The sequence below is a fragment of the Barnesiella viscericola DSM 18177 genome, from assembly GCF_000512915.1.
Taxonomy (GTDB): Bacteria; Bacteroidota; Bacteroidia; order Bacteroidales; family Barnesiellaceae; genus Barnesiella; species Barnesiella viscericola.
On the sequence record NZ_CP007034.1, the window covers coordinates 1,096,074 to 1,120,180 of the forward strand.

General features: G+C 51.2%; 21 protein-coding genes. 7 read left to right on the forward strand and 14 right to left on the reverse strand.

What is annotated here, in order from left to right; translation table 11 throughout:
* Window positions 1-134: 134 nt before the first annotated feature.
* Window positions 135-1,031: a helix-turn-helix domain-containing protein gene (locus tag BARVI_RS04345; protein ID WP_025278051.1), complete on the forward strand. Its 897-nt coding sequence runs from the start codon at window positions 135-137 to the stop codon at window positions 1,029-1,031.
* A gap of 21 nt (window positions 1,032-1,052) precedes the next feature.
* Here the strand turns inward: BARVI_RS04345 and BARVI_RS04350 are convergent, their stop codons facing one another.
* From BARVI_RS04350 to mce, 6 genes are all read right to left on the reverse strand, one after another.
* Window positions 1,053-1,781 carry a DUF5131 family protein gene (locus BARVI_RS04350; protein WP_025278052.1) on the reverse strand — a complete coding sequence of 243 codons (729 nt, stop codon included), beginning with the start codon at window positions 1,779-1,781 and terminating at the stop codon, window positions 1,053-1,055.
* Window positions 1,782-2,003: 222 nt separating this feature from the next.
* Entirely contained in the window at window positions 2,004-3,161 is a 1,158-nt protein-coding gene (locus BARVI_RS04355) for a sodium ion-translocating decarboxylase subunit beta (RefSeq protein WP_025278053.1), read from the reverse strand.
* 4 nt (window positions 3,162-3,165) lie between these two features.
* Window positions 3,166-3,594, reverse strand: coding sequence for a biotin/lipoyl-containing protein (locus BARVI_RS04360; protein ID WP_025278054.1), 429 nt, complete (start codon window positions 3,592-3,594; stop codon window positions 3,166-3,168).
* A gap of 27 nt (window positions 3,595-3,621) precedes the next feature.
* Window positions 3,622-4,536, reverse strand: coding sequence for an OadG family transporter subunit (locus tag BARVI_RS04365; RefSeq protein WP_025278055.1), 915 nt, complete (start codon window positions 4,534-4,536; stop codon window positions 3,622-3,624).
* A 20-nt stretch (window positions 4,537-4,556) separates the two neighbouring features.
* Window positions 4,557-6,110, reverse strand: a complete 1,554-nt coding sequence (locus BARVI_RS04370) for an acyl-CoA carboxylase subunit beta (RefSeq protein ID WP_025278056.1) — start codon at window positions 6,108-6,110, stop codon at window positions 4,557-4,559.
* A gap of 5 nt (window positions 6,111-6,115) precedes the next feature.
* Window positions 6,116-6,529, reverse strand: a complete 414-nt coding sequence (gene mce / locus BARVI_RS04375; RefSeq protein ID WP_025278057.1) for a methylmalonyl-CoA epimerase — start codon at window positions 6,527-6,529, stop codon at window positions 6,116-6,118.
* A 364-nt stretch (window positions 6,530-6,893) separates the two neighbouring features.
* Here mce and dnaK point away from each other — a divergent pair, with 364 nt between their 5' ends.
* Window positions 6,894-8,804 carry a molecular chaperone DnaK gene (dnaK, locus tag BARVI_RS04380; RefSeq protein WP_025278058.1) on the forward strand — a complete coding sequence of 637 codons (1,911 nt, stop codon included), beginning with the start codon at window positions 6,894-6,896 and terminating at the stop codon, window positions 8,802-8,804.
* A 182-nt stretch (window positions 8,805-8,986) separates the two neighbouring features.
* Here dnaK and BARVI_RS04385 read toward each other — a convergent pair whose 3' ends face one another.
* Window positions 8,987-9,379, reverse strand: coding sequence for an exodeoxyribonuclease X C-terminal domain-containing protein (locus BARVI_RS04385; protein ID WP_025278059.1), 393 nt, complete (start codon window positions 9,377-9,379; stop codon window positions 8,987-8,989).
* 29 nt (window positions 9,380-9,408) lie between these two features.
* Here BARVI_RS04385 and BARVI_RS04390 point away from each other — a divergent pair, with 29 nt between their 5' ends.
* Window positions 9,409-10,794 carry a transposase gene (locus tag BARVI_RS04390; protein ID WP_025277946.1) on the forward strand — a complete coding sequence of 462 codons (1,386 nt, stop codon included), beginning with the start codon at window positions 9,409-9,411 and terminating at the stop codon, window positions 10,792-10,794.
* A 147-nt stretch (window positions 10,795-10,941) separates the two neighbouring features.
* Here BARVI_RS04390 and BARVI_RS13135 read toward each other — a convergent pair whose 3' ends face one another.
* The 6 genes from BARVI_RS13135 to BARVI_RS04420 all read right to left on the reverse strand — a co-directional run bounded on the left by BARVI_RS13135 (window position 10,942) and on the right by BARVI_RS04420 (window position 17,747).
* Entirely contained in the window at window positions 10,942-11,298 is a 357-nt protein-coding gene (locus BARVI_RS13135) for a hypothetical protein (RefSeq protein WP_198015990.1), read from the reverse strand.
* A 108-nt stretch (window positions 11,299-11,406) separates the two neighbouring features.
* A complete protein-coding gene (locus BARVI_RS13480) occupies window positions 11,407-12,291 on the reverse strand; it encodes a hypothetical protein (RefSeq protein ID WP_198015991.1) in 885 nt (294 codons plus the stop codon).
* A gap of 131 nt (window positions 12,292-12,422) precedes the next feature.
* Window positions 12,423-13,361, reverse strand: coding sequence for a ribose-phosphate pyrophosphokinase (locus BARVI_RS04405; protein WP_025278061.1), 939 nt, complete (start codon window positions 13,359-13,361; stop codon window positions 12,423-12,425).
* Window positions 13,362-13,415: 54 nt separating this feature from the next.
* Window positions 13,416-15,161 (reverse strand): alpha-amylase family protein, encoded by a 1,746-nt coding sequence (locus BARVI_RS04410; protein ID WP_025278062.1) that lies wholly within the window; start codon window positions 15,159-15,161, stop codon window positions 13,416-13,418.
* Window positions 15,162-15,179: 18 nt separating this feature from the next.
* Window positions 15,180-15,995, reverse strand: coding sequence for a patatin-like phospholipase family protein (locus tag BARVI_RS04415; protein ID WP_025278063.1), 816 nt, complete (start codon window positions 15,993-15,995; stop codon window positions 15,180-15,182).
* A gap of 216 nt (window positions 15,996-16,211) precedes the next feature.
* Window positions 16,212-17,747 carry a hypothetical protein gene (locus BARVI_RS04420; RefSeq protein WP_025278064.1) on the reverse strand — a complete coding sequence of 512 codons (1,536 nt, stop codon included), beginning with the start codon at window positions 17,745-17,747 and terminating at the stop codon, window positions 16,212-16,214.
* A gap of 533 nt (window positions 17,748-18,280) precedes the next feature.
* Between BARVI_RS04420 and BARVI_RS04425 the strand changes: the two genes are divergently transcribed.
* The 4 genes from BARVI_RS04425 to fmt are packed head-to-tail and all read left to right on the forward strand — an operon-like array spanning window position 18,281 to window position 23,058.
* The gene (locus tag BARVI_RS04425; RefSeq protein WP_025278065.1) at window positions 18,281-18,844 is read left to right on the forward strand and encodes an L-threonylcarbamoyladenylate synthase; all 564 of its coding nucleotides are present in this window, start codon (window positions 18,281-18,283) and stop codon (window positions 18,842-18,844) included.
* The gene (locus BARVI_RS04430) at window positions 18,841-20,253 is read left to right on the forward strand and encodes a sugar transferase (protein WP_051401085.1); all 1,413 of its coding nucleotides are present in this window, start codon (window positions 18,841-18,843) and stop codon (window positions 20,251-20,253) included. Before BARVI_RS04425 ends, BARVI_RS04430 begins: the two co-directional genes overlap by 4 nt.
* A 3-nt stretch (window positions 20,254-20,256) precedes the next feature.
* Window positions 20,257-22,083: a chloride channel protein gene (locus BARVI_RS04435; protein WP_025278067.1), complete on the forward strand. Its 1,827-nt coding sequence runs from the start codon at window positions 20,257-20,259 to the stop codon at window positions 22,081-22,083.
* A 6-nt stretch (window positions 22,084-22,089) separates the two neighbouring features.
* Window positions 22,090-23,058 (forward strand): methionyl-tRNA formyltransferase, encoded by a 969-nt coding sequence (gene fmt / locus BARVI_RS04440; protein WP_025278068.1) that lies wholly within the window; start codon window positions 22,090-22,092, stop codon window positions 23,056-23,058.
* Between the two features lie 9 nt (window positions 23,059-23,067).
* Here fmt and BARVI_RS04445 read toward each other — a convergent pair whose 3' ends face one another.
* Complete coding sequence (locus BARVI_RS04445) at window positions 23,068-24,006, reverse strand: EamA family transporter (protein WP_025278069.1); 939 nt, start codon at window positions 24,004-24,006, stop codon at window positions 23,068-23,070.
* Window positions 24,007-24,107 lie beyond the last annotated feature (101 nt).

A 24,107-nucleotide genomic window follows, 5' to 3' on the forward strand; every position in this document is an offset into this window, starting at 1 on the left:
TAGCCTCATAAACAAGCATCGTGAGCAGAGAGTTCTCTTTGCCTCTATCAGTGTTCTAAAAGTCGGTTTTAATAAAATTTTACAGCCAATTCTCGAATATATTTCCATATATTTGTCCAAAACATCGCATCGACATGGATAGGACAGAAATCGAAAGCTTTACCCACTCCCGACTGTTGAAACTGATTGAAATAAAAAATCCTACCGGCCTGGAAGAAGATTTGCTCATCATAGGCGACAACCACGCCGATTCCAATCTACTCAAATACCCCTGTCGCATAAATTCGCTCGTAGCTCTGGTATGCCAAAAAGGAGAGATGGTGGTCAACATCAACCTGAACGAATATCACATACAACCCGGCACCATGATTCTGAATATTCCTCAAAACATCGTACAACTGAAAAAACAGAAAGAGTGCAAGTTTTACGGGATTTCCATCTCGACCTCGTTTTTTGAAAAAACGAATTTCAACACCTGTGACCTGATTCCGGTATATATACAGATACGAAACGAGCCTTGCCTGCAACTGACCGAAGAAGAGAACGATATTTTTTGCAAGTTCATCTCGCTAATCCAGCTTATCGGCCATTCGTCCGAGAGCCCTAAAAAAAAGACGACAATCCGGGAGTTGAGCACTGCACTCATCAACCAATTATACGATACCATTCTGAAACGCAAACCGATAGCAGAGTCCGAAAGCAAAAAAAACCGACAAGAGATTATCTTCGGCAAATTCATCACCCTGCTCGCACAATATCATATGAGCGAACGGAGTGTTACCTTCTATGCCGAACAGCTGTGCATCACACCTAAATATTTCTCGAGCCTGGTCAAAAAGTTATCGGGTAAATCGGCAGCCCAGTGGATAGACAACTATGTGATACTCGAAGCGAAAAATCTGCTGAAATACTCCGATATGAGTATTCAGGAGATTGCCTATCGGCTCAATTTCTCGACACAATCGTTTTTCGGGAAATATTTCAAACACCAGACCGGCCTGTCGCCTACCCAATACCGCACACAGACTTGATTGTGCTCGAAGGCCCCTCGCCTATCGACGCGTGCCGTCATAGTCGATGCCGGCACGACGTGCCTGCGTGTGCTGGAACTCGCGGCGAATGCGGTAGATGCGACCGTCTTTGCGCAATCGGGCACCCGTTTGATGAAAATTGAACGGGATTCCCTGCTCGACACATTGTCTGCGAATATCGAGCACCCAATCGTAGTCGCACACCCGCGCCTCGCTGCCCGACTCGCCTCCTACCGTCACTTCGTCGATGTCGCTGTCGAGCAGTCCGTGAAAATCGAGCGGGCCCAACAATGGTTCGCAGAAGAGAAGCCGATGACGTATGGGCAGAGCTTTGAAGATGGGCAGCCGCCGGTCGAGCTGTTCCTGATTTTCGATGGTACAGGCGATGGCTACATGGGGATACCCGTCGCCCCAGTCGGCGGGCAAAGCTACCCCGAATCGGTCGATGCGTTTGGTGGGAATGACGAACGACAAATCGCTCCGCTCACGTATCATATCCCAAGCTTCGGAGCGCCATTCGTCGGCCTCGGCAAGGAAGAAATCGGAGGTAAAACAGGTATAGACCTGTTCGCCCGAGGGAACACGATAGTCGCCGTTGCGCTTGCGTTTTACAGGCAAGTCGAAAGCTGCCGTGCGGGCAACCACACTGCTGTCTTTGCCATACAGGCTGTCCCGCCGATAGACGTAGCAGTGCCTGCACCCTTCACTTATCTTGCGGCAACCATGCCATAAATTCCACGAGACCGACATGTCGTTTTCTCTTTCAAAGACAGATAATTCTCCTTTGTAACAAAGGTAGTACAACCGGGCGAAAAATCAAAGGGAGTGTCTATCGGATTCACAGGTCATGCTCGGGTGCAGGGGGTAGAACAACACGACCTCTCCCGACAAACCGGCAAGAAATAAACGAGGCGGTGCGCCCCCTGCAAGGGAGACGCACCGCCTGCCAAACTATCATACTCTACCAAGAGATTACGAAAGGAATCCGAGCAGCACACCGGCAGCCACAGCCGAACCGATTACACCGGCCACGTTGGGACCCATGGCATGCATCAACAAATAGTTGGTCGAGTCATATTCGAGACCAAGGTTGTTGGAGATACGAGCAGACATCGGTACAGCCGAAACACCGGCGTTACCGATAAGCGGGTTGATTTTCTTGCTCTTGGGCAACACGAGATTGAAGATTTTCACAAACAATACACCCGAAGCCGAAGCAATGACGAAAGCCATGAAACCAAGAGCGAAGATACCGAGCGTGCTGGGGGTGAGGAACTCGGAAGCCTGAGTAGAGGCTCCTACCGTTACACCCAACAGAATGGTAATCGTGTCGCACAAGGGGCCGCTTGCGGTCTTGGCCAAACGCGAGGTAACACCGCTCTCACGCAACAGGTTACCGAAGAAAAGCATACCCAACAGAGGCAAGCCCGACGGAACCAGGAAGCAAGTGAGCAGCAACCCGACGATGGGGAACATGATTTTCTCGTTTTGCGAAACGGCACGCGCCGGTTTCATACGAATTACACGCTCCTTTTTCGTGGTCATCAAACGCATGATAGGCGGCTGGATTACCGGGACAAGTGCCATATACGAGTAAGCCGAAACGGCTATGGCACCCATGAGGTTAGGAGCCAATTTCGACGAAAGGAAGATGGCCGTAGGGCCGTCGGCTCCACCGATGATGGCAATGGCACCGGCTTGGTCGGGGGTAAACCCGAGAGCCAAGGCGACCATATAGGCCCCGAAGATACCGAACTGGGCAGCAGCACCCACCAGCATCAGTTTGGGGTTGGCGATAAGCGACGAAAAATCGGTCATGGCACCAATGCCCAAAAATACCAACGGGGGATACCAACCGGCACTCACTCCCTGATAGAGGATATTGAGCACCGAACCTTCTTCATAAATACCAACCTCGAGACCGGCATCGATTTTAAAAGGAATATTCCCGATAAGAATACCGAAACCAATGGGTACCAGCAACATGGGCTCGAAATTTTTCTTTATCGCCAAATAGATAAAGAACAAGCCCACCACAATCATAGCCAGGTGCGGGAGGGTACAGTTGGCAAAGCCGGTATACTCCCAGAACTGGACTAAGTTATCTCCTAAGAAATCTATAAATCCCATAGTCTTACTCAATTATGATAAGTTCGGTTCCTTCGAGTACCGAATCACCTTTATTTACTTTGATGGCCGTCACTTTACCGCTCTTGATGGCGTTGATGTTGTTTTCCATCTTCATGGCTTCCAGGATAAGCACGGCCTGGCCTGCGCTCACCGTATCGCCAACTTTCACCAAGATATCGTTTACAACACCGGGCAACGGCGATTTCACGGCGTCGGCACCCGAGTTGACAGTGGGTTTGGCAATAACGGGCTCACCCGTAGCAGTACGCGGAGCCGACGAGGGCTTGGGCGTAGAAACCTTTACAGGAGCAGCCTCTTCCATCTGTACTTTGTAAGTGGTACCGTTCACCTCGACATGGGCAATGTTTTTCTCAATTTCGCCAACAGAAACCTTATAGAGGTTACCGTTGATTTTATACTTATACTCTTTCATAAGTTTGTTTAATCGTTTTTTGGGGGATTACTTTTTAGAGGGAATTTCACGCAGCGAATAAATCTTGGAGTTCCAAGGCGAGTAGGCTTTCTTCACCTTGTTGATGGTGAGGATTGTGTCTTCTACGTCGTGGGCTTCGAGATGCTGGTACAGAGCCATGGCGATAGCGGCATATACCTCGCCCGCCTCGCGGCCGAAGCCTTTCTCCTTGGCCTCTTCTTTATCGGAAATACCATGTACTCGCATCGCATTGCGCTTCTTGATGAGAACCGAGATTTGCCCGATAAGACGGAACAACAGGTAGAGCAGCAACAAACCGGCAAATACGATAGCCATGGCCATGATTGCCATACCCACCCCGAAGGGGTCGTGCTCGGTAAACATATCGATTTTCACATTCTTGTCGAGCGTAATGTTGTTGGTACTCGGCGTTACATAGCCCGACTGCTCGTTTCCGCCCTTGATTACCCAATAGCCCACACCGTCTTCATAGCGGGCATAGGAGTGGTCGGTGGGAATCCCTGCCGGAACCGTCACCGAGTCGATGAGGTCACGGCCGTTGGAATCGTAGAGACCAATCCAGTTGTCTTTGTCGGGGTCGAGCGTAAAATTCACGTGGAATGTTCCCCTGTTAGGCTTGCCGTCGGCCCAGAAAAGCACATGTTGCCGAGGCGGCATCTCGGTGAGAACATCGCCCTTGGGAATAGGATATTTCTTGGGATTGTTCTTGTCGTTGGTCAAGTAGCAGCTGCGCACATCGACAGTACCAAAGGTGGTATTGAAAATCTCTATCCAGGCCGACTGACAGCCGTAGTCGTCCTGATAGTTGTTTTCGTTGGTCACCAGCACCTCGTTGATACGCAAGCCTTTCCTTCCCTGTGCCCATACCGACGATACCATGAAGGCAGCGAACAGGAATATCCCTAAAATTTTTTTATTCATCGTTTTATACTTTAAATGTATTACAAAGGAATATTACCGTGCTTTTTAGCCGGATTGGTTAATTTCTTAGTCTGCAACTGCTGCAAGGCGCGAATGATGCGGAAGCGGGTGTTGCGAGGCTCGATTACGTCGTCGATATAACCATACTTGGCTGCGTTGTAGGGGTTGGCAAACAGTTTGGTATACTCGGCTTCTTTCTCGGCCATGAACTTGGCGGGATCGGGAGCCTCTTTGGCCTCTTTGGCATAGAGCACCTCTACGGCGCCGGCACCACCCATCACGGCGATTTCGGCGGTAGGCCATGCGTAGTTCATGTCGCCGCGCAGCTGTTTACAGCTCATCACGATGTGCGAACCACCGTAGGACTTACGCAGCGTGATGGTAACCTTGGGCACCGTGGCTTCGCCGTAGGCGTAGAGCAGTTTGGCACCGTGCAGAATCACACCGTTGTACTCTTGTCCCGTACCCGGCAGGAATCCCGGTACATCGACGAGGCTGACAATAGGAATGTTAAAGGCGTCGCAGAAGCGGACGAAACGGGCGGCTTTGCGCGAAGCGTTGCTGTCGAGCACACCGGCCAGGTATTTGGGCTGGTTGGCTACGATACCTACCGACTGACCGTTGAAGCGGGCGAAACCGATGATGATATTCTTGGCGTAGTCGCGTTGAACTTCGAGGAACTCGCCGTTATCGATGATAGCACCGATTACCTCGTACATGTCGTAGGGGCGGTTGGGGCTATCGGGGATAATCTCGTTGAGCGAATCTTCGAGACGGTCGATGGGGTCGTTGCAGGGAACGAGCGGAGCCTCTTCGAGGTTGTTCTGGGGAATATAGCTGATGAGCTTGCGGATAATGGCCAGAGCCTCTTCACCGTTCTCGGCGGCAAAGTGGGCTACACCCGACTTGACCGAATGAACTTCGGCACCACCGAGAGCCTCCTGGGTAACGTCTTCGCCGGTCACGGTCTTGACTACCTTCGGGCCGGTGAGGAACATGTAGGAGATGCCTTTGGCCATGATCGTGAAGTCGGTCAGGGCAGGCGAATATACGGCACCACCGGCGCAGGGACCGAGAATGGCCGAGATTTGGGGAATCACACCCGAAGCCATGATGTTGCGCTGGAAGATTTCGGCATAACCGGCCAAGGCGTTGATACCTTCCTGGATACGGGCACCTCCCGAGTCGTTCAGGCCAATGCAGGGCGCACCCATCTTCATGGCCATATCCATGACCTTGCAGATTTTCAGGGCCATCGTCTCGGACAGTGAACCGCCAAATACGGTAAAGTCCTGAGCAAATACATAAACGAGGCGGCCTTCGATCGTACCGTAACCGGTTACGACGCCGTCGCCCAAAAACGATTTCTTCTCTTGACCGAAGTTGGTACATCTGTGTCGCACAAACATATCCAACTCTTCAAAGCTGCCTTCGTCGAGGAGTTGCGCAATGCGCTCACGAGCCGTATATTTACCTTTCTCGTGTTGTTTATCGATGGCTTTTTGTCCACCACCCAGGCGAGCCTGAGCGCGCAGCTCAATCAGCTCCTGTACTTTTTCAAGTTGATTGCTCATATTTTTTATTTATTAGGGTCTTCACAAAGTTCGGTTAATACGCTGCAAGTCGATTTGGGGTGCAGGAAAGCGATGTTCAACCCCTCGGCACCTTTGCGGGGAGCTTTGTCGATCAGGCGCACACCTTTGGCTTCGACTTCGGCCAAGGCATTGGCCACACCGTCTTCGATAGCGAAAGCCAGGTGATGGATACCCTCGCCGCGTTTCTCTATGAACTTGGCAATCGTGCTGTCTTCGCTGGTGGGCTCAAGCAGCTCGATTTTGGTCTGTCCTACTTTGAAGAAAGCGGTTTTTACCTTCTGGTCGGCCACCTCTTCGATGGAATAACATTTAAGACCTAAAATGTTTTCGTAATAAGGAATAGCTTCGTCAAGACTCTTGACAGCGATTCCCAAGTGTTCAATGTGAGAAATGTTCATAATAATTAGTATTTAGTTAACTTATACTTTTAGTTTCGGCTCTTATAAGCCAGTTATAAGACGGGCAAATTTACGTCATTTCGGTTGAATAACGAAATAAATCGGCGAAAATAAGCTGCGCGAAAATCAACCTTTTACCGGGCACGGGCGTTTTCTACACGGAGCCTAACGACCGGCCTCGACCGATATGACAAATCGACAGCATTACTGACAGGGGCGACCGACGCCGTTTTGAAAAGACTGACAAAAAAAACATTTTCGTCCCCCTCGTTTTTTGGCATGGCATTTGAAGATTATGGAGTGTCGCTCGCAAGGGCGGCGGATAAATTAACTCTATTGAATAACAAATAAAAAGTATATAACTATGGGAAAGATTATTGGTATTGACTTAGGAACAACCAACTCGTGTGTCGCCGTAATGGAAGGTACCGAGCCGGTAGTAATCGCCAACAGCGAGGGTCGTCGTACGACGCCTTCAATCGTGGCTTTTGTAGATGGTGGCGAACGTAAAGTGGGTGAGCCCGCCAAACGTCAGGCCATCACGAACCCGACGAGAACAATCTTCTCGATCAAACGTTTCATGGGCGAGTCTTATGACCAGGTAACCAACGAAATCGCTCGTGTGCCTTACAAGGTAGTGCGCAGCGACAACAACATGCCTCGTGTCGACATCGACGGTCGTCTCTACTCACCGCAAGAGATTTCGGCCATGATTCTGCAAAAAATGAAAAAAACAGCCGAAGACTATCTGGGTCAAGAGGTAACCGATGCCGTGATTACGGTACCTGCCTACTTCAACGACTCGCAACGTCAGGCTACGAAGGAGGCCGGTGAGATTGCCGGGTTGAACGTCCGCCGTATCGTCAACGAACCTACGGCTGCCGCTTTGGCCTACGGTCTCGACAAGGCTAACAAAGATATGAAAATCGCCGTATTCGACCTGGGTGGTGGTACGTTCGATATCTCTATCCTGGAATTGGGCGACGGTGTATTCGAAGTAAAATCGACCAACGGTGATACTCACCTGGGTGGTGATGACTTCGACCACGTAATCATCGACTGGCTGGCCGATGAGTTCAAGAACGACGAAGGCGTAGACCTGCGTGAGGATCCTATGGCCTTGCAACGGTTGAAAGAGGCTGCCGAAAAGGCTAAAATCGAATTGTCGAGCTCGACCTCGACCGAGATCAACTTGCCTTACATCATGCCTGTAAACGGTGTGCCCAAACACTTGGTTAAGACGTTGACGCGTGCCAAATTCGAGCAGTTGTGCGACCGCTTGATCCAGGCTACCATCGAGCCTTGCCGCAAAGCCCTGCAAGATGCCGGACTGAGCGCATCGGATATCGACGAGGTTATCCTCGTAGGTGGTTCGACCCGTATCCCCGCTATCCAAGCTATCGTCGAGAAATTCTTCGGCAAGACGCCGTCGAAGGGTGTTAACCCCGACGAGGTAGTTGCCGTAGGTGCTGCCATACAGGGAGCCGTATTAACCGGCGATGTAAAAGATGTGTTGCTGCTCGATGTAACGCCGCTTTCGCTGGGTATCGAAACGCTGGGTGGCGTGATGACCAAACTGATCGACGCCAACACGACGATTCCTACCCGCAAGTCGGAAATCTTCTCGACGGCTGTCGACAACCAACCTTCGGTTGAAATCCACGTACTGCAAGGTGAACGTCCTATGGCCAAGGACAACAAGACCATCGGTAAGTTCCACCTCGACGGAATCCCCGCTGCCATGCGTGGTGTGCCTCAAATCGAGGTTACATTCGATATCGATGCCAACGGTATCTTGAATGTATCGGCCAAAGATAAAGGCACGGGCAAAGAGCAGAGCATTCGTATCGAGGCTTCGAGCGGCTTGACCGACGCCGAAATCAAACGTATGAAGGACGAGGCTGCCGCCAACGCCGAAAGTGATGCCAAAGAGAAGGAACGTATCGATAAACTGAATCACGCCGATGCCCTTATCTTCCAGACCGAGAAACAGCTCAAAGAGATGGGCGACAAGATCCCGGCCGACAAGAGAAGCGCCATTGAATCGGCTCTGAACAAACTGAAAGAGGCTCACAAGGCTCAGGATATCGCCGGTGTCGACTCGGCTTCGAGCGAACTGGAAAGCGTTCTGCAAGCTGCTGCCCAAGACCTGTACAACGCTCAGGCTCAACAACAGGCTGGTGCTCAACAGGCTCAACCGGGTGCCAACGCACAACAGGGCGGTAACAACGACGGTAAAGATGTGACCGACGTGGACTTCGAGGAAGTTAAATAAACGAGTAAATCTCTAATCCTCTATAACCAGCGAGGCGTATCGCAACAGCGATGCGCCTCGCTTTTTTTGTGTCTGCCTTGAATAAGACTAAAAATAACTCTTTATTTTTACCCAGTTGTATTACTATAGAGATAAATATATTTTATTTATACACTTAAAGAATACGAGAAAACACTTATCTATCACTTCCTCCCAAGAATATCTATATTATTTTTTCTTAGCCAATCAATATAATTAGGATCCTGTTCCTCTATTTCCTTCAATGATTTCCCTTTATATTTTCCAAAAGGCATAATAACATTTTCTGCCATTTGGGAAAAGACTCTATCGTATTCCTCTGATAAAAGTTTTTTAGCTTCTGAATCATTTTTGGGTATTATCCCTAAGATTTCAAGAATATCAACCTTGAAATTTGGATCATTCTCAATTAGCCAATATATATATTTTGCATCTTTAAGATAGGGACTGTCGTAAAAAGAATAAAACTTTATAAAGAATTGATTGCTAATGTAATATAAAATCCGTATCTTAGCTAAAGATAAAAAGAATACCCCCAAGCGCCCTGGAAAAGCCAAATTTGGAGGTATCGCAAAAATTAATCTGCATGGCTAAGGTACAAAATTTCTCTGGAATATCACCCGATCTTCCTTTCACGGAGTTCGATTTTTATGAATTGCATAGGCAGACATTCGCGACTAGCGAGCTGGGAAAAATCAGGAAGAGGCTGCCGCTACGTGAGATGGCAGAGAACTTTGGACTGATAAGCAAGAGCATGAGAGCGAAGAAAGGACGAAAAACATACTTCACCCCGGAGGGCAAGGTTGCGCTGATGTTCCTGAAGATGTACACAGGTCTGAGCAGCCCGAAGTTGATGGAGCATCTTAACGGTAACGTCCACTATCAGCTCTTCTGCGATGTGAGAATAGACCCGATGCATCCTCTGACGAACTACAAACTTCTGGACGACGTGTTTTCGGAACTGGCCCGCGGGCTGAAGATCCAACAGCAGCAGGAGATACTGGCAAGAGCCTGGAAACCGTACATGAAGGACCTGGACACGATGTATACGGATGCGACCTGTTACGAGAGCGAGATGCACTATCCTACGGATCCGAAGCTTCTGTGGGAAGGAATAGAGAAGTCATATGAGATAATGTGCACTCTGAGTGCCAAGCTGAATGTGCACCGTCCGAGGACGAAGTACGTAGACGTAGAGAAGGCCAACCTGTCGTACAGGAAGCGGCGCAGGCATACGAAAGTCCAGACCAGGAAACTGACCAGACGCCTGCTCAACCTTTTGGGGAAGATACTGAAGGAGACCCGCACACTGGAGAGGGAGAATGCAGGTGCGGAGAAATTGCTGACAGCCAGACAGAAGAGCGATATTGAAATCATCACAAGGATGTACCGTCAGCAGAAGGCCCACTTCGAGAACAACAATCCTCGCGAGAGTGTCAAGGACAGGATAGTGAGCATCAGCAAGCCGTATGTGAGGCCGATCGTGAGAGGCAAGGAAGTGAAGAGCGTAGAGTTCGGTGCGAAGTGCAACAACATCCAGGTTGACGGACTCTCATTCATCGAGAAGCTGTCATTCAATGCCTTCAACGAGGGAACCAGGCTTACGCACTGCCTGAAGATGCACCGAAAGCTCTTCGGTGTGGACGCGAAGAAGGTCGGAGGAGATGCAGGCTATGCCGGCAGCGCCAACAGGGGGTACTGCAAGGATAGAGGAATACAGACGTCATTCGTCAAGCGTGGCCGTCCGTCCTTGGAAAAGAAAGAGAACGACATCATCCGCAACGAGCTGGCGAGGGTGAGGGCAACGAGGATGGAAGGCTCGTTCGGAACGCAGAAGGAACACTATGGCCTGAAACGCATCAAGGCAAGGACGAAGTTGACCGAAATCCTGTACATCTTCTTTGGCATCCACACGGCGAATGCAGTACAGCTCGTCCGGCGGGAAGTCAACGAAATTGCTCAGGCTGCCTGATGTTCGAGGTGAGTGAGAAACGGCCCTTTCACTGGAGTATTGGCTCCAGTTGGGTCCAAAAATGAAAAAAGGGGCTCCGAAACGGAGCCGAAAATATAAAAAGATGAGTTCGATCGGAAAAATTACCGGGACGGTCTGCCGATTGACTCATAATGACGGAATTAAACGACTGTCCCTAAGATAGACATCTCGATATGTCATACCTTTATACTGACCAAATGATAAAATCTCATCAGCTTTATGAATAGGGAATATTTCATCTAACGAATGGCCAGGAACATCTATCAATACCCATTCACCACAACCAGCACATGGTATCTCTGCTATATCATCAATACTATAATTGGGATTGTACATTTTCAAATATTCGTCATCTCTTACATTATTAACCAAACAATATCCATATGCTTTACCATATTTTCCCTTTGGCTCTACTTTCTCAACCATAAATGTACGGCCCGTAGGTTTATATCTATTTTCGAAAAGGGAACGTTTCAATCCCACTTCACAACGTTTTACTTGAAAAGGGACTCGCCTACCTATGTTATAATAAATATTGAATATATTATCTTTCGGATACATAAACGATATAAAAAATATTTTAATAGATTCTCAATATAAGTCTCTCCTCTTTCTCGTGTGACCACTGAACCTGCCATACATACCCCTCTTTTGATCCAATAATATAAAATTATAAGTATTATTGGTAGGATAAAGCGTGAAACGCCCATTTTCTTCGTCCTCACCATAGATTAAATTTCTTGTATTTAATTCTACTTCGAACCTATTATTTCCACTGACATCATATTGAATTTGCCACATTTTACCATTGCGTGTATCCAATTTAATGAAGGTCCAAATATTATTCGTTGGGAACAATTTATAGGATTCATTTGATACTTGTGTAACTTTCAGATTTCTAAATGCATTAACTTGGTCATAAAGTGCAGAGTTAGCACTATCAATATATTCCACCTTCAAATAGGAGTTTAGACATAAACGAACTATTCCTAACGGCAACTCAAACTCAGTTTTATAATTGTACCTCTTATTAGTTTCGTATTTAAGTTGAACCGAACCATTACTTACAACTGAATCCACCAATACTGAATCTATAGAAAACTTTTCCTCACTATAAGAAGGGTTTCCATACGTATCTATCAACCTTTTCTTTTGGTCCTCATATTCAGATAAAATATCGATTTTATCATCATCATTAGAGAGAAGCCAGCCGTCAACTTTATATACAAATTTACTTTCTGGAATAAATCCGACAGAAATAAACCAATCTTTATACACTCCAGCTATAGCTTTTAAAGTTATCTCCGTAACTCTTTCCTGCCAGACCTCATAATTCTCCCGTGGCAATTCATACAAAAAATCATCAACGGAGCCATTTATAGGCACTCCTTCAAATTCTAAGTGTTTTGTTTTTACTTGTGCAATTGCCCCAATTGAAATAAAGACAAGGGCTGCAATAACATAAACCTTTTTCATATTCATGGCATTAAATTTCAATAATCTCAAATATACATAAAAGCTTTAACTTTCTCTTTTCTTAGATAAAAAAATCGCATCTATTGCAAAAATGCAATAGATGCGATTTTCTATAAATGAGAGCTGTAGTATTACAGCAGGTATTGCGAACTGATGGATTTGTTTTCGTACACCCGACGAATGGTATCGGCAAAGAGGTCGGCAATGCTGATGATGTGCACCTTGTCGCACTGCTTGTTGTAGGGGATACTGTCGGTGAAGATCATCTCGGTCATCGACGAGTTCTGTACACGTTCAGTGGCAGGGTCGCTCATCACGGCGTGCGAAGCGATGGCGCGAACCGAGAGGGCTCCTTTGCTCATCATCAGGTCGGCAGCTTTGGTGATGGTACCGGCGGTATCGACCATATCGTCCACGAGAATTACGTTCTTACCCTCCACGTCGCCAATCACGGTCATGCTCTCGACTACATTGGCTTTGGCGCGTTGCTTGTGACAGAGTACCAGGGGCACACCCAGGTACTTGGCATAGGTGCTGGCGCGCTTGGAACCTCCTACGTCGGGGGTAGCAACCACCATATCCTTGAGATTCAACGATTGGATATAGGGAATGAATACCGACGAAGCATACAAGTGATCCACGGGAACATCGAAGAAACCCTGAATCTGGTCGGCGTGCAGGTCCATCGTGATGAGACGGTTGATACCGGCTACGCTCAGAATGTCGGCCAACAGCTTGGCGGCAATCGAAACACGGGGTTTGTCCTTGCGGTCCTGACGTGCCCAACCGAAATAGGGAACGACGGCTACAATAGATTTGGCCGAAGCGCGTTTGGCGGCATCGATCATCAACAACAATTCCATGAGGTTGTCGGAATTGGGGAAGGTCGATTGCACCAGATATACCTGGCAGCCCCGAATCGACTCCTCGAAGGATACGGCAAATTCGCCATCGGCAAAATGCTGAATGTTCATTTGGCCTAATTCGCAACCCAGACTATTACAGATTTTTTCAGCGAGATACCTTGAATTGGTTCCCGAAAATACCTTGAACGGAGGTGTTTGACTCATGATTTTTTGTATGTAAAAACAGAGGTTATTATTTGTGGGACAAAGGTACAATTTCTATTTCGAAATTTTCTTGTCCTTTTTTATTTTTTCTATACTTCGTTGGGAAAAATTTTTTAATTCGATTTTCCACACCACGGCTCCACAGGCTGGAATCGCAGTAGAGAACGGGGTGTCGGGCGAGAGTTCCTTTGTGGCTTTTTCGCCGCTTATCAGCTCGGTCGATTCGTATTGCCCGGCTGCGATTTTCATCGTATCGAAGGCGTGGTCGGGCAAGTTGATGGCGACCTCGGCGGGGTGGGTATCGAAATTGACGGCAATAACCAGCAGCTCGTTGCCGTATTTGCGCAGGAAGGCATAGTGGCGATGGGGATTGAAGCGGGGGTTCTCGCCGTTGACATACATCAGGTCGAAGAAACTGCCCTGCCCCACGGCTTTTTCGCGACGCCCTATGTTGAGTATCGTTTTATAGAGGTTGCGCAACCGCTTCTGCCCGGGGGTTAGTTTGGCTACCGAGCAGCGACCGCCGTCGTACCATTGACGCACGGCGGGTACGCTCCAATAGTCGAAGATGGTGGTGCGGCCGTCGTGTCCGCTGAATCCTTCGACATCGTCGCCCCGCTCGCCCAACTCCTGCCCGAAATAGATCATCATGGGGCCGGTGCTCATCATCGTGGCAACGACCAGTGCCGGAATGGCCTTGTCGGCATCACCGGCAAAAAAGGGTGAGGCGAAGCGTTGCTCATCGTGATTTTCGAGAAAGTTGAGCATGTGCCCCCCTATCCCGTCGACAGCTTGCCAGCAGTAGGTGAGTTGTGCCGCCGATACCTGATGGCACAGCACGCCCCGCAACTTGTCGTAGAGACCTACCTTGTCGTAGAGGTAGTCGAATTTGCCCTTCTCGATGTAGAGCCGATAGAGGCTCTGGTCGTAAATCTCGGCGATGAAGAGGACGGCGGGATAGCTCTCCTTCACCCGGGGAATGGCCCACCCCCAGAACTCGACGGGTACCATGTGAGCCATGTCGCAGCGGAAGGCGTCGATACCTTTGCCGCACCAGAAGAGGAGTATGTCGAGCATCTTGTGCCAGGTGTCGGGTATGGGATCGAAACAGAGGCGATGACCGCCCATGTAGTCGACGCCGTAGTTGAGTTTCACCGTCTCGTACCAGTCGTTCTGGCTGGGGAAGGCCCCGAAACAGTCGTTGCCGGTGGCCTTGGCGGGGTACTCAAAATAGCGGTCGTCACCCTCGCCGATGTAGAACTGGGGCGAGAAGGCTTGCCGGGGTATGTAGTAGAAATTGTTCGAGGGTGAGAAGTGCTTCTCCTTATCGTCGTGGGCTCCCAAATCCTCGACGCCCTGCGGAGCGGCATCGGAGTGGTATTGCCGGGCCACGTGGTTGGGTACGAAATCGAGTATCACCTTCAACCCGGCCTCGTGGGTACGGGCCACGAGAGCTTCGAACTCGTGCATGCGATTAAGCGGATCGACGGCCAGGTCAGGGTCGATGTCGTAATAGTCCTTGATGGCATAGGGCGACCCGGCCTCACCCTTGACCACATACCGGTTGTCGGGGCGAATGCCGTAGCGGGAGTAGTCGGTCTTGGTGGCATGCTCGATGACACCGGTATACCAGATGTAATTGGCTCCCAGCTTCTTAATCTCCTGCAACACCTTGGGGGTGAAGTCGTTCAGCTTGCCCGAACCATTCTGCGCATAGGTGCCGTTAGGCACACAGGATTCGCAACAGTTGGAGAACAGGCGGGGAAGCACTTGGTAGATAATTATTTTTTCGTCGGTCATATCGTAGGGGAATCGGTTTTATCTATTCAGTTCGTTGATTTTTGGGGCTCGTTTGCCGGTGAAGAGTTTCATCGTCTGCTGGTATCCCACGTTGGCAATGTCGCGCAGGGCGTGAATATCAAACACGGCATAACGGGCCGCCTCCTTCATGGGGATAAAGAGATCGCACAGTTTCATATCCTCGGTCACATTGCTCTTGGACATGAAGCTGTATGAACGGGCGGCAATGTCGACAATCGACTGCTTGTAGCGCTTGTTGACCAGCGGGCTCACGTTGATGCCGATGACCGTATCGCACTCGTTGCGTATGGGAAAGACGGGCAGATTGCGCAGCACACCCCCGTCGACATAGTGGGTGCCGTCGATGAGCACGGGCGGGAAGATGATGGGGATACTGCACGAGGCGGTGACCCGCTCGGCTATCGAACCCGAACGCCACACCACGTAAGTGCCGTGGTCGAGGTCGGTGGCGGTCACGACGACCGGGATTGAGAGCTCCTCGATATTCTTTGCCCGCAACGACTTCTGCAAGAAATGCTTGAAGCGGTCGATTTTGAAAAATCCGGCCCGGGGCAACGTGATTTCGGCCAGGTCGTTGAACGAGAGGCCCGAGAAGAGGTCGAGAATCTCGTCGGGCGAATAGCCGTCGGCATAGAGCACGGCGATGACGGCACCGGCACTGGTGCCCGAGATGATGTCGGGACGAATGCCCAACTCTTCCAATGCTTTCAACACGCCCACATGGGCAAACCCTTTGGCTCCACCGCCACTCAGCGCAAGCCCCAGCCGATACGGGCGAATCTCTACCGGTAGATTTGCTTTTGTTGCTGCCATTTCGTTTCGCTCTGTTTTTCCTGCGAAGATACTATTTTTCAAGAAGCTCGCCAAATATCGGCCCCTTCCTCCTCATCGGTGAGGCAGACCGCCCCAGTTCGCACCCCCGCACGGTTCCAGAACAGAAAAAGGGTCGCACCAAGCGAGTGTCACGTCTGGAACGGCCCCGAATCGTATGGAAGAAGCATCACGGCCAACCCTCTTTCGACCGCCGAGTTACCGTTGCGGCTCGACGGCTTGCAGACGCAGAATCTTGACTCCGGTATTGCCCAAGTTGGTCATGGCCATACCGATGTCGGCCCCGACGTAGGTGGGATCGCAAATGAGGTATTTCTCGCCGTCGACCTCGACGTTACTGCCCGTGGTCTTGGGGTTGTCGAAGTGCACGGCCGTGGCCAGATGCACACCGGTGTAGTAGACGAGTACGACTTTCATGCCCAGCAGATTTCTCACCAGTTGCGCAAACAGCACGGCCCGGTCGTCGCAGTCGCAATAGGCCGAGACGATGGTCTCCTCGGCAAAATTCCATTTCTCGTAGCCATACTGGTCATCGTCGGTCTTGTAGCGGAACGAACTTTGCACCCAGTGCAACAGGAAATTAACAGCCTCTTCCTGCGACTTACCGGCGATTTGCGGCGTGAGTTGCTCTTTCAGGCTGCCGAACGTAACCCGGTCGATGGGTGCGCTGGCATAAATCGAGAAGTCGACACAAGGATACGACTCGTAATATTTCACCCGGTTGCGGTTGTAGTCAATCTGATAGAGACGATTCTCAAAGGTCAGCTGCTGGGTCTCTATGTCGTTGGAGAGATTGGGCAGACGGTTGACGGCGAGATTCATGACCCGGCCGTCATTGCCATATTCGCTCGCACTGGTCTGCACCTTGGAGAGAACGCGATGATGCGGGTTTATCACATAGTAGCGCACCAAGCCGTTACGCTCCGTAATGTTGAAAAACGAGGTATTCGCCAAGTTGGTTTCGGTAGCCAGCAAGAGCAACAGGTCGGATTGCGAGCGGCCTATCTTGGCCTTGTAGCCCAACTGGTTGAGCATGAATACCTTGAAGATGACCGACTCGTTCTCGGTTCCTCCCGGGAGATAGGCTTTGAACAGGGTTCCCATCAACTGGCAGACGCCCCAGTCATCGAGTTGCAGTTCGTCGATCAGCCGTTGTACATCGTCCAGCCACAACGACACGGGCATGGCCGACAGGGCTGTCCAATAGTCGGCCACCGCCTGTTCCGATACTCCCGACAGATGTCTGCACGACCCACCGGCAGCACTCACCTGCACCCGGGTACCGTAGAAATCGGCCGGAATCATCTTCTTCGACTCGACTACCGGCACCGGTTTGAGATCGGGTTTGGGCTGATCGGGGGTGACCGTGACGGGATCGGGCTTGGGCTGCGGCAGCGGTTCCACCTCGACTACCGGCACCGGCACATCGGCTACCGGCACACTGTCGCTCGGGTCGTACACCGGCGGCTCGGGCATGGGCGCAAAACTGCGTTCCTGCCTCAACAGGTTGAAGCTCCCCCACGTCTTCTTCAAGAAATCGGCATACTGTGCATTGATCGAATCGCGATAATGGGCCATATCGGTCTGTCGCTCCTTGACAAATTCCCTCATGCTTGCCAACTGTTCCCGACGGAATCGAGCCATATCCTCGGCCATACTCTGGGCAAATACATCTCCGCTCGACAAGGCAAGCGCACACAAGGCGGCTGCCACCACTTGTTTTTTCGTTTTCATCGTTTCCTGTTTTTCAGTACCCCTTTTATCGGCACAAAAATCTGTAAATTCATGCACTCAAACCGCCCTACCCCGGCAACAACATATCATCACACTGGGCCGAACGGAATCTCCCTCACCGGGAGGGTTTCGACAAAGTTACGAAATTTATCAATTATAAACACTATTTATCTATGAATATTCCACCAGTCCGATACTTGCAACTGACTTAATAAACCGGAGACAGTTTCTGCGCAATATCTTGTACCACCTCGTCTATTGCACAAAAAAGAGACGGCTCGGTATAGTCTATCTAAAAACTGTGTATCTCATTTGCCACAGCCATCACCTTTTGCTATCTTTGTAGAAAATAGATAGCGGCTCGGCCTTGTCAAACTTGAAAACACCGTTTTCGTTTGCCACGGCTCTTACCTTTCACTATCTTTGTAGACCTGCGAAGGGGCGAATGTGGCTGCGACAAGCAGTCTTAACGCCTATCCGACGCAATAGAATAGAACGTATTATCGTATTAATAAAGAGGATTTACAATGGGAATCAGCGAAGATATCAAGCAGGCTTGCGAGGTGATGGAGCGCGGCGGCGTGATTTTATACCCGACCGACACGATTTGGGGTATCGGTTGCGACGCGACTAATGCCGCGGCGGTGAAGCGGGTGTATGAAATCAAGCAACGAGCCGACAGCAAGGCGCTTATCGTGCTCACCGACAGTGAGCCGAAGGTGGAATACTATGTGAGCGAGGTGCCCGAAACGGCATGGCAACTGCTCGACGTGGCGGTGAAACCGCTCACGATTATCTATCCGGGAGCCCGCAACCTGGCGCCTAACTTGCTGGCCGAGGACGGGAGTGTCGCCATACGCATCACGCACGAGGCTTTTTCGCAGGAGTTGTGCCGCCGCTTCAAAAAGGCGATTGTGTCGACATCGGCCAACATCAGCGGGCAGCCTTCGCCGCACAACTTCGCCGAGGTTTCGGTCGAGATTAAAAATGCGGTCGACTATATTGTGGAGGCTCGCCGCGACGAGACGAAAGAGGCCGTGCCTTCCAGCATTATCAAACTCGAATCGGACGGTTCCATCAAGATTATACGCGAGTGATTAACGGCAGACGACAGACAAGACGGTATGTGTTGGGCGACTACCTGGCCTCGAACGTGGCCTGGTTCCTGTTCAACATCGTGCGCTTTCACTTCCCGGGTATTGTGGCGGGCGGATCGTTGAAGGCGTACCTGCTGTCGCTACGGGTAATCGAGGGTCAGATTATCTTCCCGCTGTTGATGATGGGGGTTTATTATCTGTCGGGCTACTACAACCAACCGTTTTTCAAATCGCGTATCCAGGAGTTTGTACAGACGTTGGGGTCGGTACTGGTGAATACGCTACTTATCTTTTTCATTGCCCTCATCAACGATGTGCTGCGCATCAGAATCGACAACTATGAGTTGCTGCTGTTGCTGTATGCCTTGCAGTTCGTTTGCGTCTACACGGTGCGGGCCGCCATCACGGGGAATGCCACGACGCTTATCCATCAGGGAAAGTGGCAATTCAACACCTTTATCATCGGGTGTGGCCCCAAGGCGGTGAAGCAGATGCGGGAACTGTATGAACCGCGGCAGGCTCTGGGGTATCGCATCGTGGGATTCATTCGGGTCAACGACGAGACGCCGGCTCCCGAGGTGGCCGACCGCACCTACCCTATCGAGGAGTTGCCCCGCTTGTGCCGGGAGATGAAGATACAGGAGCTGATTGTGGCTCCCGAAGAGGATAATCTGGTGGAACTGCACCGGCTCATCAATACGCTATATCCGCTCAACCTGCCCATCAAACTGGGTACCGACGAGTTCAACATCATCTCGTCGCGGGTGAGACTGACCAATATCTACGGAGCTCCGCTCATCGACATGAGCAACTGTGCCATCTCGGAAGGGAACAAAAACATGAAACGGGTGCTCGACATACTGGTCTCGGCCCTGGCTCTGATTCTGCTCTCGCCGCTCTTTCTCGTGCTGGCTATCCTCATCAAACGCGACTCAAAGGGACCGGTATTTTACCAGCAGGAACGCATCGGGTATCGGCACCGCCCCTTCAAGATCTATAAATTCAGGACCATGAAGGCTGATGCCGAGGAGGGAACGCCCCAGCTGTCGGAGGAGAACGACCCGCGCATCACCCGCATCGGACGGGTATTGCGCAAGTACCGGCTGGACGAACTGCCTCAGTTCTGGAACGTGTTGAAGGGCGACATGTCGCTCGTGGGGCCACGCCCCGAGCGCGAATACTTTATCCGCCAGATTGTGGAGCGGGTTCCCTACTATGTGCTGCTGCACCAGATTCGCCCGGGTATTACCTCGTGGGGCATGGTAAAATATGGCTATGCCCGCAACATCGACGAGATGATATCCCGGCTGAAATACGATATTCTCTATTTGGAGAACATGTCCCTGCTGGTCGATCTTAAAATTATCATCTACACCATACGAACCGTGGTGACAGGAAAAGGAGTGTAATATATGACAGAAGACGAAGATATTGAAATAGAAGATACTCCAAAGACGGAGAGCCGAAACGACTTGATGATGCGCCTGCTGCTGTGGCGGGAGAAGCACATCAACGAGCATAATTTCGTATTGTTCCTGAGTTTCGTCATCGGAATCTGCACGGCTGCGGCCGCCCTGATTCTGAAATACCTCATTCATCTGATTCAGAACCTGCTCACCTCGCACTTCGATGCCGACGGGGCCAACTACCTCTACCTCATCTACCCCATTATCGGTATCCTGTTGGCGGGGCTCTATGTACGCTACATTGTCAAGGACGACATCAGCCACGGTGTCACACGCATACTTTATGCCATCTCGCAGAAGAAGAGCCGGCTGAAACCGCACAACATGTACACGTCGGTCATCGCCAGCTCCATCACCATCGGGTTCGGTGGTTCGGTAGGAGCCGAGGCTCCTATCGTGTACACGGGCGCGGCCATCGGGTCGAACATCGGGCGGCTCTTCCGCCTCGACCAACGGCTGCTCATGCTGCTGGTGGGCTGCGGTGCCGCGGCGGCTATCGCAGGCATATTCAAGGCGCCCATCGCCGGTATCCTGTTCACCCTCGAAGTGCTGATGATCGACATGACCACCACGTCGGTGCTACCGCTGCTCATCTCGTCGATTACCGCCGTAACGGTTTCGTATATCTTCACGGGCTACAATGCCGAGTTCAGTTTCGTACAGACCGAGACTTTCGAAGCCGCCCGCATTCCCTACGTGATATTTCTGGGAATCTTCTGCGGATTCGTGTCGCTCTACTTTACCCGGGTGATGACCCACATGGAGGACCTCTTTCGCAAGATAGGTAAACCGTGGAAGAAATTCATTTTCGGCTCGCTGGTACTGAGTCTCTCCATCTTCCTGTTGCCGCCGCTCTACGGCGAGGGTTACGGAGCCATCACCAGTCTGCTCAACGACGACTTGAAACAGCTGGCCGAGGGGAGCTTTTTCTATACCGAGAACGGCAACATGTGGGTGATGATGCTCTTCCTCGCCCTCATCATCTTGGTCAAGGTGCTGGCCACCAGTGCTACCAACGGTGGTGGAGGTGTGGGTGGTACGTTCGCCCCCAGCCTGTATGTGGGTTGCTTCGCGGGCTTCTTCTTTGCCTACGTAATCAATCACAGCGGGATATTCCCCATGGAGTTGTCGGACAAGAATTTTGCCCTGATGGGCATGGCCGGTGTCATGTCGGCCGTCATGCACGCCCCACTGATGGCCATCTTCCTCACCACCGAGCTGACCGGTGGATATGAGCTGTTCCTGCCGCTGATGATTACCTCGGCCGTGGCTTATGCCACGATACGGGTATTCGAGCCTCACAGTATCTACACCATGCGTCTGGCCAAGAAGGGCGAGCTGCTCACCCACCACAAGGATAAGGCCGTGCTCACCCTCTTGAAGATGGACAGCGTCATCGAAAAGGATTTTATCGAAGTGCACCCCGACATGAGCCTGGGCGACATGGTGAAGGTGATTTCGCAATCGCACCGCAACATCTTCCCGGTAACCGACAAAGAGGGCATGCTGCTGGGTATCGTTATTCTCGACGACATTCGCAACATCATGTTCCGCCCCGAACTGTACAAACGCTTCTATGTGCGCAAGTTCATGACCATGCCCCCGGCCAAAATCGAGGTGGGTAGCAGCATGGACAACGTAATGAAGGTGTTTGACCAGACCAACGCCTGGAACCTGCCGGTGGTGGAAAACGGCAAATACATCGGGTTTGTCTCGAAATCGAAGATTTTCAACTCGTACCGCCGGGTACTGGTTCACTTTTCACAAGACTAACAAGCAATGAAAAAACAGAATTTACGCATCGTCTATATGGGCACTCCCGACTTTGCCGTGGAGAGCCTGCGCCGCCTCGTCGAGGGCGGATACAACGTAGTGGCCGTCATCACCATGCCCGACAAACCGGCCGGGCGCGGTCACAAGATTCAGTTCTCGCCGGTCAAGGAATATGCCCTCTCGCAGGAATTGCCCGTGCTGCAACCCGAGAGGTTGAAGGACGAGGCTTTTGTCGAACAGCTGCGAGCCTTGCGGGCCGACCTGCAAATCGTCGTGGCCTTCCGCATGCTGCCCGAGGTGGTGTGGAACATGCCCCCGATGGGGACCTTCAACCTGCACGCCTCGCTGCTGCCCCAATACCGCGGCGCCGCCCCGCTCAACTGGGCGATTATCAACGGCGATACCGAGACGGGAATCACCACCTTCTTCCTGAAACACGAAATCGATACGGGCGAGATTATCCAACAGAAGCGCATTCCCATTCTGCCCGAAGATAATGTGGGCACGATTCACGACAAACTCATGGTTCTGGGGGCCGACATGGTGGTCGAAACGGTCGACGCCATCATCGCCGGGACGGTACACCCCATCGACCAGGCCTCCATCAAGACCGACGAGCCGCTGCGCCCCGCCCCCAAGATATTCAAGGAGACCTGCCACATCGACTGGGCGAAACCGGCCGTCCAGATTCACAACCTCGTCAGAGGCCTGTCGCCCTACCCCGCCGCCTGGTGCGAATGGGTATCGCCCGAGGGTCAACGCACGGGGGTAAAGATATTCCGCACAACGGCGATACCCGCCTCCCACTCATTCATGCCCGGCACAATACACACCGATGGCAAGAGCCACATCGACGTGGCCTGCGCCGACGGCTATGTGCGCATCGAGGAGCTGCAACTCGCCGGGAAAAAACGAATGGCTACGGCCGACCTGCTGCGGGGATTCCGCCTCGACGACCGCTTCACGTGCGAATAAAAAACGGCATTAATGCTTGTGCAGCGGGACTTCCCGCAGGACATGGCCTATCTTGGTCATGACCCGATGCACCGGTATGGCCTTGGAGACAATGATAAGAAGCACGGCCACGAGAATCATCAAGATACCTACCCCTAACCGCAGGGTGAAAGCCTCGCCAAAGAGAGTTACCCCCACGACAACGGCCGTAAGCGGTTCGAGTGCCCCCATGATAGCCGTGGGAGTGGAACCTATGGCATGAACGGCGCGGGTCATCGTGACCAACGAAATGACCGTCGGTATCAGCGCCAGCATGAGGGCGAAAATCCACATGCGCGGTGTCGTGAGCGGCTGCAACGAAGTACCGCTGATCAGCGTTGCCTGCAATGCTATGGCTGCCATGCAGATGAGCAGCACGTAGAAGGTGAGTTTTATCGATGACATGGCTATGGACGACTGGTTGACCACCACGATATAAAGAGCATAGGTGAGCGACGAAACCAATACCAGCAAAACACCGGCGGTACTCAACCCGGCACCGCTCCCACCCTGATAGAGCAAGGCTATGCCCGAGAGGGCCAACAGAATGGAGAAGAGGGTGACTCCCGACAGACGCTCCTTGAAGAAGAGGGCCATAATCACCGCCACCATGATGGGATAGACAAAAAGAATCGTGGCGGCAATACCGGCATCCATATAATGGAAACTCGTGTAAAAGGTAAGGGAGGAGACGGCAAAAAGAATCCCCAGTGTACCGAGTGTCTTTAACTCCTTACGCGACAAGGCGAACGATTGCCGTTGTACCAGCATGATGCCGGCCAAAATCAATACGGCAAACAGGAACCGATAGAAAAGCACGGAACTCGACGAGAGTCCCTCTTGATACAAATACAATGCACCCAGCGGATTGGTGCCGTAGCTTACTGCCGAAACGATACCGAATATCGTGCCTTTGACTTTCGTATTCATCTCTTTTCCCTTTTTCGGGGTGCAAAGATACGAAAAGGCAAAGGCAGAGACAAATGAAAAAATGCTGTTTTTTTTCTATTTAACTATGATGTCCAAGCAAT

Coding starts and splice junctions, on each gene's coding strand:
- BARVI_RS04365 (WP_025278055.1), bottom strand. CDS start 4,536: ATGAATAAAAAAATTTTAGGGATATTCCTGTTCGCTGCCTTCATGGTA.
- BARVI_RS04370 (WP_025278056.1), bottom strand. CDS start 6,110: ATGAGCAATCAACTTGAAAAAGTACAGGAGCTGATTGAGCTGCGCGCT.
- BARVI_RS04355 (WP_025278053.1), bottom strand. CDS start 3,161: ATGGGATTTATAGATTTCTTAGGAGATAACTTAGTCCAGTTCTGGGAG.
- BARVI_RS04345 (WP_025278051.1), top strand. CDS start 135: ATGGATAGGACAGAAATCGAAAGCTTTACCCACTCCCGACTGTTGAAA.
- BARVI_RS04435 (WP_025278067.1), top strand. CDS start 20,257: ATGACAGAAGACGAAGATATTGAAATAGAAGATACTCCAAAGACGGAG.
- mce (WP_025278057.1), bottom strand. CDS start 6,529: ATGAACATTTCTCACATTGAACACTTGGGAATCGCTGTCAAGAGTCTT.
- BARVI_RS04445 (WP_025278069.1), bottom strand. CDS start 24,006: ATGAATACGAAAGTCAAAGGCACGATATTCGGTATCGTTTCGGCAGTA.
- BARVI_RS13480 (WP_198015991.1), bottom strand. CDS start 12,291: ATGAAAAAGGTTTATGTTATTGCAGCCCTTGTCTTTATTTCAATTGGG.
- BARVI_RS04360 (WP_025278054.1), bottom strand. CDS start 3,594: ATGAAAGAGTATAAGTATAAAATCAACGGTAACCTCTATAAGGTTTCT.
- BARVI_RS04405 (WP_025278061.1), bottom strand. CDS start 13,361: ATGAGTCAAACACCTCCGTTCAAGGTATTTTCGGGAACCAATTCAAGG.
- BARVI_RS04390 (WP_025277946.1), top strand. CDS start 9,409: ATGGCTAAGGTACAAAATTTCTCTGGAATATCACCCGATCTTCCTTTC.
- BARVI_RS04415 (WP_025278063.1), bottom strand. CDS start 15,995: ATGGCAGCAACAAAAGCAAATCTACCGGTAGAGATTCGCCCGTATCGG.
- BARVI_RS04420 (WP_025278064.1), bottom strand. CDS start 17,747: ATGAAAACGAAAAAACAAGTGGTGGCAGCCGCCTTGTGTGCGCTTGCC.
- BARVI_RS04410 (WP_025278062.1), bottom strand. CDS start 15,161: ATGACCGACGAAAAAATAATTATCTACCAAGTGCTTCCCCGCCTGTTC.
- BARVI_RS04350 (WP_025278052.1), bottom strand. CDS start 1,781: ATGTCGGTCTCGTGGAATTTATGGCATGGTTGCCGCAAGATAAGTGAA.
- dnaK (WP_025278058.1), top strand. CDS start 6,894: ATGGGAAAGATTATTGGTATTGACTTAGGAACAACCAACTCGTGTGTC.
- fmt (WP_025278068.1), top strand. CDS start 22,090: ATGAAAAAACAGAATTTACGCATCGTCTATATGGGCACTCCCGACTTT.